We start from the raw sequence: 13,055 nt of genomic DNA on the forward strand, positions 1-13,055 counted from the left end.
CGCTCAGGGCAGGCGGTAGCCGGCCTGGCGCAGCAGCGCGCTGAGCGCGATGAGCGGCAGGCCGATCAGCGCGGTCGGGTCGCGATTGTCGATCGCCTCGAAGAGCGTGATGCCCAGCCCCTCGCACTTGAAGCTGCCGGCGCAGTCCAGCGGCTGCTCGGCGGCGACGTAGCGCGCGATCTCCTCCGCCTCCAGCCGGCGAAACCGCACCTGGGTGAGGTCGCAGGCGTCCAGGATCTCGTCATCGCGGCGCAGGCACACCGCCGTATGGAAGGCCACCGTCTGGCCGGACATCGCCGCCAGCTGCGCATGCGCCCCGGCCACGTCGCCGGGCTTGCCCAGCGGGGCCCCGTTCAGGTCCGCGACCTGGTCCGACCCGATCACCCAGCGCCCCGGGTGGCGGGCAGCCACCTCGGCCGCCTTGGCCGCCGCCAGGCGCACGGCCAGCGCACGCGGGGCCTCGCCGGGGGCGGGGGTCTCGTCCACCTCGGGCCGTGCGGTCTCCAGCGGCAGGCCCAGGCGTTCCAGCAGTTCACGGCGGTAGCGGGAGGTGGAGGCCAGCAGCAGGGCAGTCATGCGACAATACCGGGGCAGAAAAGGGTGGGGCGCACTTTACCGCACCGTGCCGGCGGCCCTGCTCCGGTAGCGCACGACCGCTGGTCATGCGGGGGGAATTGACAACGGGCAAAGTGGTCCTTAACATTCAGCGGCTTATGTCCGCGAACGTGCCCGAATTGCTGGATGCCTGGCGGATGGTCGCAGCACGAAGGTGCTTCGACGGTCAGGTGAAACTGGCAGAAATGACCCGCCTGCAAGGGCTTGTTGCCGATACCGAGGGCCAGTGCACCTATGCGCTGGAATTCGGACACGACGACATCCTGCGGGTATCCTATGTGGAACTGACCATCGATACCGCGCTGCCGCTGATCTGTCAGCGCAGCCTGCAGCGATTCCTGCTGCCGGTGTCGGTGAAGCAGCGGCTCGGCCTGATCCGCAACGAAGACGAAGAGTCCTCGCTGCCGGAAGAGTACGAACCGTGGCTGGTGCCGGAAGACGGCAACCTGCGACCGCTGGAGCTGGTTGAGGACGAACTGGTCCTGGCCGTGCCCGTGGTACCGCTGTCGCCCGAGGGCGAGGCGGTGGACCGGGACTGGGCACCGACCGAAGAAGAACAGAGCAAGGCCAATCCGTTTGCGGCATTGGCGGCGCTGAAGAAACAATAGCAGCCGGATTGTCGTCGGCGGCTGCGGCGAAAGCGAAGTATGTGCTGGGCGCTGGCGTCCTGCGCGACGATACGACGAAGCAAATCGAACCGAGTTTGGAGCAATCCCATGGCTGTGCAGAAATCCCGTGTTACCCCGTCCCGCCGCGGCCAGCGCCGTTCGCATGACGCCCTGAGCGCCAAGCAGCTGTCCACCGACCCGACCACCGGCGAAGTGCATCTGCGTCACCACATCACCGCTGACGGTTTCTACCGCGGCAAGAAGGTGATCGCGACCAAGTCGAACTCGGCCGTCGAAGAAGATTGATTTGTGAAGGCCGCTGCCCGGTCGGGCAGCGGCCTTTACCCCTTTCTTCCCGGCTGTCAGTGTTGATGGCCGTGCTACAGGATATGTAATGAGCAAGCGGATCTACTCGAGGATCGCGGGCACTGGTAGTTATTTGCCCGAAAAAGTGTTGACCAACCAGGATCTGGAGAAAATGGTCGACACCAGCGATGAGTGGATCCAGACGCGCACCGGTATTCGTGAGCGGCACATTGCCGCCGACACGGAAACCACCAGTGACCTCGGCTACCACGCCGCGGTACGTGCGCTGGAAGCGGCCGGTATCGACGCTTCCCAGCTCGACATGATCGTGGTGGGTACCACGACCCCCGATCTGATCTTCCCGTCCACCGCGTGCCTGATCCAGGCCAAGCTCGGTGCGACCGGCTGCCCTGCCTTCGACGTCAACGCGGCCTGTTCGGGTTTCGTGTTCGCGCTGGGCGTGGCCGACAAATTCATCCGCTCCGGTGACGCCCGCCATGTGCTGGTCATCGGTGCGGAAACCCTGACCCGCATCGTCGACTGGACCGAGCGCACCACCTGCGTGCTGTTCGGCGATGGCGCAGGCGCGGTCGTGCTCAAGGCCGACGAAGACACCGGCATCCTCAGCACCCACCTGCATTCGGACGGCAGCAAGAAAGAACTGCTGTGGAACCCGGTGGGCGTCTCGGCCGGCTTCGGCGAGGGCGAGCAGGCCCGCGGCGCGATCCTGATGAAGGGCAACGACGTGTTCAAGTACGCCGTCAAGGCGCTGGACTCGGTCGTGGACGAAACCCTGGATGCAAATGGCCTGACCAAGGCCGACCTGGACTGGCTGATTCCGCACCAGGCCAACCTGCGCATCATCGAAGCCACTGCCAAGCGCCTGGACATGTCCATGGACCAGGTGGTGGTGACGGTGGACAAGCACGGCAACACCTCCTCGGCCTCGGTGCCGATGGCGCTGGACGTGGCGGTCCGCTCCGGTCGTGTCGAGCGCGGCCAACTGCTGCTGCTCGAAGCATTCGGTGGCGGCTTCACCTGGGGTTCGGCGCTGCTGCGTTATTAATACGTTAATCGGTTCATACGAAACGGCCCCCGATGGGGCCGTTTTGCATTCTGGAGGTGTGTCATGGTCGAACCCATCGTCATCGAGGGCCAGCGCGCCTGGCTGAAGCAGTACGGCGAGGGCAGCCGCGCGGTTGCGCTGGGCCTGCTCAAGTTCATTGCAAACCGCTTCCAGCTCGATGCGCTGCGCCCGCCGCCGCACCGGGGCGGTGATGCGGCGCGCGAAACCGAAGCGCGCCGGCTCGCGGAACTGCAGGCGCAAGGCGTGAACGTGCCGCATGTGATCGGCAGCGGCCACGCGTCGCTGGTGCTGGGTGACAACGGCACCTCGTTCAACACCTGCCTGCGCCAGGCCGACGATGCGGGGCGCGACGTGCTGGTCGCGGCGGCGATGCAGGCCATCGCGGTGGCGCACGCCAAGGGCGCCTATTTCGGCCAGCCGTTGCCGCGCAACCTCACCTGGGACGGGCAGAACATTGGCTTCATCGATTTCGAGGAAGACCCGCTGGAAGTGATGGACCTGGCGCAGGCGCAGGCCCGCGACTGGCTGATGTTCGGTTACGGCGTGGCCAGGTATTACGAGCACCGCCCGGCGCAGCTGCAGGCGCTGATGGCAGCGGCGATGGACGGCGCGGAGGCACCGGTGCTGGCGCACGCGCACGCGGTATCGGGCCGCCTGCAGCGGCTGGCCCGGTACAGCATGAAGATGGGCCGTTCGGCGCGCGCGCTGGCGCACGCCATCGTGATCGTGCACGGGGCAACGACCTTGGGCATGTTGATGCTGGCCGCCATCTGCTTCGATTTCTTTACCGATGGCGACCTGGACATTCTGCAGTTGTTTGTCTGAAAGGAGAGCCGACTGACAGTCGGCTCTACCCCACGTGTACGGCGGCCGTACCCGCGTCTCAATACGCGTCAGTACAGACGAAGGGCCGTTTTCCCCTTTATCATTCGCCGTTCGTTTTTTGCAGGCGGAACTCCGCGTGACCGACCCCAATCTCGCTTTCGTGTTCCCCGGCCAGGGCTCGCAGTCGCTGGGCATGCTGGCCGAACTGGCCGAGCTGCACCCGCAGGTGCGTGAAGCGTTCACCGAGGCGTCCGATGGCGCCGGTGTGGACCTGTGGGCCCTCTCGCAGGGCGGTCCGGAAGAGATGCTCAACCGCACCGAATACACCCAGCCGGCCCTGCTGGCCGCCAGCATTGGCGTGTGGCGCGTGTGGAACGCCCTGGGCGGTGCCAAGCCGGCCGTGCTGGCGGGCCACAGCCTGGGCGAGTACAGCGCCCTGGTCGCCGCCGGCGCCCTGACCCTGCGTGACGGTGCCCACCTGGTGCGCCTGCGTGGCCAGCTCATGCAGGACGCCGCGCCGGCCGGCGTGGGGGCCATGGCCGCCGTGCTCGGCGCCGAAGACGCCCTGGTGCTGGAGGTCTGCGAGCAGGCTGCCGGCAGCCAGGTCGTGGTGCCGGCCAACTACAACTCGCCCGGCCAGATCGTCATCGGTGGCGACGCCGCCGCCGTCGACCGTGCCCTGGCCCTGCTGGCCGAAAAGGGCGTGCGCAAGGCCGTGAAGCTGGCCGTCAGCGTGCCCTCGCACACCCCGCTCATGCGCGAAGCCGCCAACCGCCTGGCCGAAACCATGGCCGGCCTGGACTGGCGCGTGCCCACGCTGCCGGTGGTGCAGAACGTCGACGCCCGCGTCCACGATGGCGTTGATGCCATCCGCCAGGCCCTGGTCCAGCAGTTGTACCAGCCCGTCCAGTGGACCGGCTGCGTGCAGGCGCTGGCCGCGCGCGGCGTGACCCGCGTGGCCGAATGCGGCCCCGGCAAGGTGCTCACCGGATTGATCAAGCGCATCGACAAGTCGCTGGAAGCGCGCACACTGTCCACGCCCGCAGATTTCGAGGACGCCCGCGAAACCTGGGCTGCCTGACACCTTCCGATCGCGTCCGTGACGCGCCAGCCCCCGGGCCGGTGCGGCGGAGTGGTCCCGTTCGAGGAAACAGAACATGAGCAAGCCCCTTCAGGGTGAAATCGCACTGGTGACCGGCGCCAGCCGTGGCATCGGTGCCGCGATCGCCGACGCACTGGCCGCGCAGGGCGCGACCGTCATCGGCACCGCCACCACCGAATCCGGTGCTGCCGCCATCGGCGAGCGCCTGGCCGCGTCCGGCGGCCACGGCCGCGCGCTGAACGTGACCGACCCGGCCGCGCTCGAGGCGGTGCTCGACGGTATTGCCAAGGAATTCGGTGCCATCACCATCCTGGTCAACAACGCCGGCATCACCCGCGACAACCTGCTGCTGCGCATGAAGGAAGAGGACTGGCAGGCCATCCTCGACACCAACCTGACCAGCGTGTTCCGCACCTCCAAGGCCGTCATCCGCGGCATGATGAAGGCGCGCAAGGGCCGCATCATCAACATCGCCTCGGTGATCGGCGTGACCGGCAATGCCGGCCAGGCCAATTATGCCGCGGCCAAGGCCGGCATCATTGCCTTCTCCAAGTCGCTGGCCAAGGAAATCGGCTCGCGCGGCATCACGGTGAACGTGGTGGCGCCGGGCTTCATCGACACCGACATGACCAAGGCCCTGCCCGAAGAGCAGCGCACCGGTCTGGTCAAGTCCATCGCCCTGGAACGCCTGGGCGAACCGTCCGACATCGCCAATGCGGTGGCGTTCCTGGCCGGTCCCTCGGCCAGCTACATCACCGGCGAAACCCTCCATGTGAACGGCGGCATGTACATGCCGTAAGCATGTGGTGCATGGATTGCGCCGCAAGTGGTTGATCTGAAAGGCGTTTCGCAGCGATGCAAGGCGCCACCGGTTTCCACTACACTATCCCACGGTCATCCATCATCGGATGGCGTCACTTTGAACCACTACTCCATCTGGAGCGATATCCAATGAGCACCATCGAAGCACGCGTCAAGAAAATCGTCGTCGAACAGCTTGGCGTCAAGGAAGAAGAAGTCACCAACAGCGCATCGTTCGTCGATGACCTGGGCGCTGACTCGCTGGACACCGTTGAACTGGTGATGGCGCTGGAAGAAGAGTTCGAGTGCGAGATCCCGGACGAAGAAGCCGAGAAGATCAGCACCGTCCAGGCTGCAATCGACTACATCAACGCCCACGTCAAGGCTTGATGTCAGGCGGCTTGCGCGCGGTCGTGGCCAACGCCGCTACCGCGTGCAGCAAACCCATGGGGCCGCGCTTGCGGCCCTGTGCATTTGAGCGTTACACCGCGTCATACCCGCAACACCCGGGTCAGGAGAATCTGCAATGAAGCGTCGCGTCGTCGTTACCGGCATGGGCATGGTCTCGCCGTTGGGCAATGATATGGCCACCAGTTGGAAGGGCATCACCGAAGGCCGTTCCGGCATCGGTCCGCTGACCAACGTTTCGCAATCCTACCTGGACCGTTTCACCACCAAGATTGCAGGTGAGGTCAAGGAATTCGACATCACCGCCGACAACGAACAGTTCGGCAAGTTCCGGGTCAGTGGCAAGGATGCCAAGAAGATGGACCCCTTCATCCATTACGGCCTCGGTGCCTCTTTCATGGCCCTGAATGATTCGGGCCTGGAGATCACCGACGCCAATGCCGAGCGCATCGGCGCCATCGTCGGCGCCGGCATCGGCGGCCTGCTCGGTATCGAAGAGCAGACCATCGAGTTCCACGAGGGCAAGAAGATCTCGCCCTTCTACGTGCCCAAGACCATCATCAACATGCTCCCGGGCCAGCTGAGCATCATCACCGGCCTGAAGGGTCCGTCGTTCTCGGCGGTCTCGGCGTGCGCCACCTCGAACCACTCGATCGGCACCGCCATGCGCATGATCCAGTACGGCGATGCGGACGTGATGGTGGTGGGCGGTGCCGAACGCGGCTCCTCGCCGACCGCGCTGGGCGGCTTCTGCGCCATGAAGGCCATGAGCACCCGCAACGACGCGCCCACCGAGGCCTCGCGCCCGTGGGACAAGGATCGCGACGGCTTCGTGCTGGGCGACGGTGCCGGCATCCTCATCCTGGAAGAGTACGAACACGCCAAGGCGCGTGGCGCACGCATCTACGCTGAGCTGGCCGGCTTCGGCGCCAGCTCCGATGCGTACCACATGACCGCGCCGAGCGAGAACGGCGAAGGCGCCGCGCGCTGCATGGCGATGGCCCTCAAGGACGCCGGCGTCACTCCGGACCAGGTCGGTTACCTCAACGCGCACGGCACCTCCACGCCGCTGGGCGACCTGGGCGAAACCATGGCCATGAAGACCGCCTTCGGCGACCACGCCAAGAAGATGATGGTCAGCTCCACCAAGTCCATGACCGGCCACCTGCTGGGCGCGGCCGGCGGCGTGGAAGCCATCTTCTCGGTGCTGGCCCTGCAGGACAACATCATTCCGCCCACCATCAACCTGCATGAAGCGGGCGAGGGCTGCGACCTGGATTACGTGCCCAACACCGCACGCGACGCCAAGGTGGATGTGGTGATGTCCAACGGCTTCGGCTTCGGCGGCACCAACGGCACGCTGGTGTTCAAGCGGGTCTGACCGCGCCCTCCAACGCCTTCGCACCGGGCCGCCATCATGGCGGCCTTGGTGTATCTGGCCCCGCACTCCCTTCGGTCCCCCGCCATGTTCCAGACCCGCCTGCTGCCTGATTCCACCGACCTGCTCGCCCTGCAGCGCCTGGCGCCGCAGCGCTACCCGCTGCTGATGGAATCCACCGCCTCGGGCACCGCCCAGGGCCGCTGGGACCTGCTGCTGATGGGCAACGGCGCGTCGCTGGCGCTGCATGCCGACGGTGCCGTGCGCGACCACGCCGGGGCCACCCATGCCGGTACCTTCCTGGACGTGCTGGACGCCCACTGGCAGGCCCTGCGCCTGCCGCGCGAGGAGACCGGCCTGCCGTTCCGGGGCGGCTGGGCGCTGATGCTGGATTACGAACTGGCCGCCCAGATCGAAACCGTGCTCAGCCTGCCGGCGCGCGCCGACGGCCTGCCCAGCGCACTGGCCCTGCGTTGCCCCGCCGCCGTCCTGCACGACCGCGTGCTGGGCCAGTTCCATGCCGTGTGCGAAACCGACCACGCCGCGCTGCTGGACACCCTGCTGGAAGACCTGGCCGCCACCGCCACGCTGCCGCCGCTGCCGCAGTGGCAGCCACCGGCGCAGGTAGACGAAGACGCCCCCACGCGCTTCACCGACGGCGTGGGCAAGGTCATCGAGTACCTGCGCGCCGGCGACGTGTTCCAGGTGAACCTGTCGCGGCGCTGGTCGGCATGCTTCGACGACACCCTGTCGCCGCAGGCGCTGTATGCCCAGCTGCGCGTGGCCAACCCCGCACCGTTCGCCGGCCTGTTCATCGCGCAGGGCAGGGCGGTGGTGAGCTCCTCGCCCGAGCGCCTGGTTTCGGTGCATGGCGACGACGTGCAGACCCGCCCCATCGCCGGCACCCGCCCGCGCTTCGCCGGCGATGACGATGCCGAGCGCATCCGCGAGCTGGTGGGCCACCCCAAGGAACGCGCCGAGCACGTGATGCTCATCGACCTGGAACGCAACGACCTGGGCCGCATCTGCACCCCAGGCAGCGTTGAGGTGGACGAACTGATGAGCGTGGAAAGCTACGCCCACGTGCACCACATCGTGAGCAACGTGCGCGGCCGCCTGCGCCAGGGCGTCAGCCCGGGCCAGGTGATTGCCGCCACCTTCCCCGGCGGCACCATCACCGGCTGCCCCAAGGTGCGCTGCATGCAGATCATTGCCGAGCTCGAGCAGACCGCACGCGGCGCCTACACCGGCGCCTTCGGCTGGTTGAACCGGGATGGCGACCTGGACCTGAACATCCTCATCCGCACCGCCGAAGTGGCCGCCGACCGCGCCAGCTTCCGCACCGGCGCGGGCATCGTCGTCGATTCGGACCCGGCCAGGGAACTCGACGAAACCCGCGCCAAGGCCCGTGGCCTCATGCGCGCGCTCGGCCGCCAGGAATGAGCCAAGGTATGCTGTAGAGCGGTCGCGTAGAGACACGCCATGCGTGTCCCGCGGAAACGAACACACCCGTAGAGCCACGCCCTGCGTGGCTGCACCACCCCACCGAGGTATGCATGGCAGGCGTAAAACGAGGTTGTCTCACGGTCCTTGCGGTACTGCTGCTCGGCGCACTGCTGCTGGCCGCCGCAGGCGCCTGGTTCTGGCGCAGCCAGAGCGGCTTCGCAGATGAGCCCATCACCCCCGACCAGCCCAGCATGGTCATCGCCTCCGGCGACGGCCTGCAGACCGTCCTGCGCAACCTGCGCACCGCCGGCGTGGACGAGGGCAGCGACACCCAGTGGCAGCTGCTCGCCCGCCAGCTCGACGCCGCCGGCAAGCTCAAGGTCGGCGAATACGCCCTGGACTCCAGCCTCACCCCGCGCGAGCTGCTTACCCGCATGCGCCAAGGCCGCACCCTCCAGCACCGCGTCACCATCGTCGAAGGCTGGAACATCCGTCAGCTGCGCGCCGCCCTCAAGCGCGCCGACCCGCTGGTGCACACCACCGACGCCCTCGACGACGCCGCCCTGATGAAGGCGCTCGGCTTCCCCGGCCAGCACCCCGAAGGCCGCTTCCTGCCCGAGACCTACGTCTACCAGCGTGGCGACACCGACGTGGACGTGCTCAAGCGCGCCCACGCCGCCATGGAAAAGGAGCTGGCCGCCGCCTGGGAAAGCCGCGCCGACGACCTGCCGCTGAACTCGCCTTACGAGCTGCTCATCCTGGCCTCCATCATCGAAAAAGAAACCGCGCTGCCCAGCGAGCGCCCGCAGATCGCCGGCGTGTTCATGCGCCGCCTCAAGATGGGCATGCGCCTGCAGACCGACCCCACCGTCATCTACGGCATCGGCAGCAGCTACGACGGCAACATCCGCAAGCGCGACCTCACCACCGACACCCCGTACAACACCTACACCCGCGCCGGCCTCACCCCCACCCCCATCGCCATGCCGGGCCGTGACGCCCTGCAGGCCACTGCCCGCCCCGCCGCGGGCGACGCCCTGTACTTCGTCGCCGTGGGCGACGGCAGCGGCGCGCACGTGTTCTCGGCCACCTACGCCGACCACAACGCCGCCGTGGCCCGTTACCTGCAGCAGCTGCGCCAGCAGCGCAGCCAGGCGGCGCCGCAGTGAGCCCGGCGCTGCACCGCCACCCGCGCTTCATCAGCCTTGAGGGCGGCGAGGGCGCGGGCAAGTCCACCGCCATCAACGCCGTGCGCGAGGCCCTGCACGCGCGGGGCCACGAGGTCGTGCTCACCCGCGAGCCCGGCGGCACCCCGCTGGCCGAGCGCATCCGCGCGCTCATCCTCACCCCGGACGAACAGGTGGCCGCCGAGCCGCTCTCGGCCGAGGCCGAGCTGCTGCTCGTGTTCGCCGCCCGCGCCCAGCACGTGCGCCAGGTGATCGAGCCCGCGCTGCGCCGTGGCTGCTACGTGCTCAGCGACCGCTTCACCGATTCCAGCTACGCCTACCAGGGCGGCGGCCGGGGCCTGGAGCCGGAATGGATTGCCGATCTCGAGCGCCGCGCCGTGGGCCTGCTGCCCGGCCTGACCCTGCTGCTGGACGTGGACGTGGCCGTGGGCCGCGCCCGCGCCAATGGCCGCGACCTGTGGCCGGACCGCATCGAGAGCGAGCAGGACGACTTCTTCCAGCGCGTGCGCGCGGTATTCCGCCAGCGCGCCGCGCAGGACCCCGAGCGCTTCCGCCTCATCGACGCCAGCCAGGACCAGGCCGGTGTCGCCGCCCAGGTGGTGGATGCCATCAACGTGTACTTCGGCAAGGAGGGTGGCAATGGCTGAGTTCTCCCCCTGGCAGCAGCGCGCCTATGACCAGACCGTGGCCGCGCTCGACGCCGACCGGCTGGGCCATGGCCTGCTCATCTGCGGCCCGGCTGGCCTGGGCAAGCGCGAGGTCGCCCTGCGCCTGGCCAAGCATGTGCTGTGCCGTGGTGAGCCCGCCGCCGCCCAGCGCAGCGCACAGCTCATCGCCGCCGGGACCCATCCGGACCTGCAGCTGATCTCGTTCATCCCCAACAAGACCGGCGACAAGCTGCGGACCGAGATCGTCATCGAGCAGGTGCGCGAGATCTCCCAGAAGCTCTCGCTCACCCCGCAGTACGGCATCGCCCAGGTGGTGATCGTCGACCCGGCCGACGCCATCAACCGCGCCGCCTGCAACGCCCTGCTCAAGACCCTGGAAGAGCCGCAGCCCGGCCGCTACCTGTGGCTGATCAGCAGCGATCCCGCGCGCCTGCCGGCCACCGTGCGCAGCCGCTGCCAGCGCCTGGAATTCAAACTGCCGCCACGCGACGAAAGCCTGGCCTGGCTGCAGGCCCAGGGCCACAGCGAAAACAGCGCCCGCGAGGCCCTGGATGCCGCGCGCGGCCACCCCGGCCTGGCCGACAACTGGCTGCGCAACGACGGCCTGGCCCTGCGCCGGCAGGTCGCCACCGACCTGGAAGCGCTGGTCGCCGGCCGCTCCGGCGCGGTGGAGCTGGCCCAGCGCTGGACCGCGGACGAGAACGCGGCCCTGCGCCTGCGCCACGCGGCGGATCTGGCATTGGCCCAGGCCACCGGTGGTGGCTTGACCGATCCAGAGCGATTGCACAAGCTGGGGGCCTGGTTCGACGCCGCCAACCGTACCCGCGATCTGTTGCGCACCACCGTGCGCGCCGACCTGGCGGTGGTGGAATTGTTGTTGGCCTGGAACAAGGTCAACGAGCGGCAAGCAAAGGGGAATAGAGCATGAGCGCCACCAACGCCCGCCAGGGCATCCTGTCGCTGGCCGTCAAGGATAAAACCGCGCTGTACAGCGCCTACATGCCGTACGTGAAGAACGGCGGCATCTTCGTGCCCACGCCCAAGCGCTACTTCCTGGGCGACGAGGTGTTCCTGCTGCTCACCCTGCCGGACTCCAGCGAACGCCTGCCGGTCGCCGGCAAGGTCGTCTGGGTCACCCCGGCCGGCGCCCAGGGCAACCGCGCGGCCGGCATCGGCGTGCAGCTGGCAGAAGGGCAGGAGGGCGAGAACGTGCGCAACAAGATCGAGACCGCGCTGGCCGGCACCCTGAACTCGGACAAGCCCACGCACACCATGTGAAGAAATTTGGGGAAACCCGTTGACGCGAAATTTTGCCGCCCTATAATGAGCGGCTCAGCAGCATCGGGCGGTTAGCTCAGCGGTAGAGCATTGCCTTCACACGGCAAGGGTCACAAGTTCGAACCTTGTACCGCCCACCATGATTCAGTCGAAAAAGCCTCCGGAAACGGGGGCTTTTTTGCGTGTTGCGTTTGCTGGGGAGCGCTTGTCCCGGACGAAGCATTTGCGTCGACCTGAACCAAGATGGAGGGGTACTATCCGGCAATAGAGATTCCACGCGCGGTGGTTATGGACGCAAGAAAGGGACTCATGGAAGACATCGTCATCGTATGTGCGGACATCGGGTCCGCAGCCAAGGGAAACTTTGGGTGGTGGTCGTCCGTTGGCGAGGGCGGGACAAGGGCATCGACACTTGCGAGCCACGTCAGTGGCACCTTGAACGCGGGGAGGTCAGTGGCCCTGGGATTCGAGTGCCCTCTATTCGTACCTCTGGCCGACGACGAACTTCAACTTACAAGCGCGCGGCTTGGAGAGGGGGCGCGTGCTTGGAGTGCTGGCGCAGGCTGTGGTGCACTCGCTACCGGCCTGGTTCAGACCACCTGGCTGCTTCGGGAAATCAGACGGCAGCTCGTCAAACCTGCCGAAAGCTTTCTTTCCTGGACGGACTTCGTCGAGGCAAATGCAGGCCTGTTCCTCTGGGAGGCCTTTGTCACCGGAAAGGCGAAGGGCGACACTCATACGGCTGATGCAATGGCTGGTGTTGCTGCCTTCCTCAATGGGATGCCTCATCCGACGATACTCAATGCAGTCACCTGTGATAGGGAGGTCTACTCTCTGGTCGGCGCAGCGCTTCTTCGTACAGGCTGGTCGGATGACGTCCAGCTCCTGCACGAACCTTCCCTTGTAGTCCGCGCGGAAGCGGTTGCTTAGATAACTTCATGATTCAGCAGGAAATTCCCGACGTTGAAATGTATCGTGTATCGGTATACGATGCAAATGCGCTGGCGAAGGATATGCTGATGATCAAGACATTTGCTGACAAGAACACGGAAAAGCTCGCGCACGGCAAACGAGTAAGAGCTTGGGTGAACATTGAAAGGCAGATTCAGCGGAAGCTTCAATATCTAAGAGCGGCTGTTGAACTGCGGGACTTGAGGTCGCCGCCTGGAAATATGTTGGAATTGCTGCAGGGCAATCGGCAGGGTCAGTACAGCATCAGGGTGAACGATCAGTACCGCATCTGCTTTAGGTGGGAGGGCGGTGACGCCTACGATGTGGAGGTCGTTGATTACCACCGATAGATCGCGGCAGCGGCGGGACACCTCGGAGCCCCAAGGGGCCTTAGC

At 66.7% G+C, this 13,055-nt stretch carries 16 protein-coding genes and 1 tRNA gene; 16 read left to right on the plus strand and 1 reads right to left on the minus strand.

What is annotated here, in order from left to right; translation table 11 throughout:
- Positions 1 to 3 precede the first annotated feature (3 nt).
- Complete coding sequence (locus AC3ITN_RS04735) at positions 4 to 576, minus strand: Maf family protein (protein ID WP_489392195.1); 573 nt, start codon at positions 574 to 576, stop codon at positions 4 to 6.
- Positions 577 to 713: 137 nt separating this feature from the next.
- On the opposite strand from AC3ITN_RS04735, the gene AC3ITN_RS04740 reads away from it, so the two are divergent.
- From AC3ITN_RS04740 to AC3ITN_RS04815, 16 genes are all read left to right on the plus strand, one after another.
- Complete coding sequence (locus AC3ITN_RS04740; protein WP_313348603.1) at positions 714 to 1,223, plus strand: YceD family protein; 510 nt, start codon at positions 714 to 716, stop codon at positions 1,221 to 1,223.
- A gap of 108 nt (positions 1,224 to 1,331) precedes the next feature.
- Complete coding sequence (gene rpmF, locus AC3ITN_RS04745) at positions 1,332 to 1,529, plus strand: 50S ribosomal protein L32 (RefSeq protein ID WP_070207941.1); 198 nt, start codon at positions 1,332 to 1,334, stop codon at positions 1,527 to 1,529.
- A gap of 88 nt (positions 1,530 to 1,617) precedes the next feature.
- A complete protein-coding gene (locus AC3ITN_RS04750) occupies positions 1,618 to 2,595 on the plus strand; it encodes a beta-ketoacyl-ACP synthase III (RefSeq protein WP_313348581.1) in 978 nt (325 codons plus the stop codon).
- A gap of 63 nt (positions 2,596 to 2,658) precedes the next feature.
- Positions 2,659 to 3,441, plus strand: a complete 783-nt coding sequence (locus tag AC3ITN_RS04755; RefSeq protein ID WP_489392196.1) for a BUD32 family EKC/KEOPS complex subunit — start codon at positions 2,659 to 2,661, stop codon at positions 3,439 to 3,441.
- A gap of 136 nt (positions 3,442 to 3,577) precedes the next feature.
- On the plus strand, positions 3,578 to 4,522 hold the full coding sequence (gene fabD, locus AC3ITN_RS04760) for an ACP S-malonyltransferase (protein WP_313348583.1): 945 nt from the start codon (positions 3,578 to 3,580) through the stop codon (positions 4,520 to 4,522).
- A 76-nt stretch (positions 4,523 to 4,598) separates the two neighbouring features.
- Positions 4,599 to 5,342 (plus strand): 3-oxoacyl-ACP reductase FabG, encoded by a 744-nt coding sequence (gene fabG / locus AC3ITN_RS04765; protein WP_421568589.1) that lies wholly within the window; start codon positions 4,599 to 4,601, stop codon positions 5,340 to 5,342.
- Positions 5,343 to 5,494: 152 nt separating this feature from the next.
- Positions 5,495 to 5,734, plus strand: coding sequence for an acyl carrier protein (gene acpP, locus AC3ITN_RS04770; RefSeq protein ID WP_313348585.1), 240 nt, complete (start codon positions 5,495 to 5,497; stop codon positions 5,732 to 5,734).
- Between the two features lie 136 nt (positions 5,735 to 5,870).
- Entirely contained in the window at positions 5,871 to 7,133 is a 1,263-nt protein-coding gene (gene fabF / locus AC3ITN_RS04775; RefSeq protein WP_313348587.1) for a beta-ketoacyl-ACP synthase II, read from the plus strand.
- An 84-nt stretch (positions 7,134 to 7,217) separates the two neighbouring features.
- Positions 7,218 to 8,573: an aminodeoxychorismate synthase component I gene (locus tag AC3ITN_RS04780; protein ID WP_489392197.1), complete on the plus strand. Its 1,356-nt coding sequence runs from the start codon at positions 7,218 to 7,220 to the stop codon at positions 8,571 to 8,573.
- Between the two features lie 113 nt (positions 8,574 to 8,686).
- Entirely contained in the window at positions 8,687 to 9,745 is a 1,059-nt protein-coding gene (mltG, locus tag AC3ITN_RS04785; protein ID WP_489392198.1) for an endolytic transglycosylase MltG, read from the plus strand.
- Positions 9,742 to 10,410 (plus strand): dTMP kinase, encoded by a 669-nt coding sequence (gene tmk, locus AC3ITN_RS04790; RefSeq protein WP_489392199.1) that lies wholly within the window; start codon positions 9,742 to 9,744, stop codon positions 10,408 to 10,410. Before mltG ends, tmk begins: the two co-directional genes overlap by 4 nt.
- Positions 10,403 to 11,359: a DNA polymerase III subunit delta' gene (locus tag AC3ITN_RS04795; RefSeq protein WP_489392200.1), complete on the plus strand. Its 957-nt coding sequence runs from the start codon at positions 10,403 to 10,405 to the stop codon at positions 11,357 to 11,359. Before tmk ends, AC3ITN_RS04795 begins: the two co-directional genes overlap by 8 nt.
- Positions 11,356 to 11,709, plus strand: coding sequence for a PilZ domain-containing protein (locus AC3ITN_RS04800; protein ID WP_313348595.1), 354 nt, complete (start codon positions 11,356 to 11,358; stop codon positions 11,707 to 11,709). The genes AC3ITN_RS04795 and AC3ITN_RS04800 overlap by 4 nt, the downstream gene beginning before the upstream one ends.
- A gap of 65 nt (positions 11,710 to 11,774) precedes the next feature.
- Positions 11,775 to 11,849 (plus strand) — tRNA-Val (locus AC3ITN_RS04805).
- A 169-nt stretch (positions 11,850 to 12,018) separates the two neighbouring features.
- A complete protein-coding gene (locus AC3ITN_RS04810) occupies positions 12,019 to 12,639 on the plus strand; it encodes a hypothetical protein (RefSeq protein ID WP_489392201.1) in 621 nt (206 codons plus the stop codon).
- A gap of 89 nt (positions 12,640 to 12,728) precedes the next feature.
- Positions 12,729 to 13,010 (plus strand): type II toxin-antitoxin system RelE/ParE family toxin, encoded by a 282-nt coding sequence (locus AC3ITN_RS04815; protein WP_489392871.1) that lies wholly within the window; start codon positions 12,729 to 12,731, stop codon positions 13,008 to 13,010.
- The last annotated feature ends 45 nt before the right edge of the window (positions 13,011 to 13,055 follow it).

Source organism: Stenotrophomonas sp. KH_036_B, from assembly GCF_057839485.1.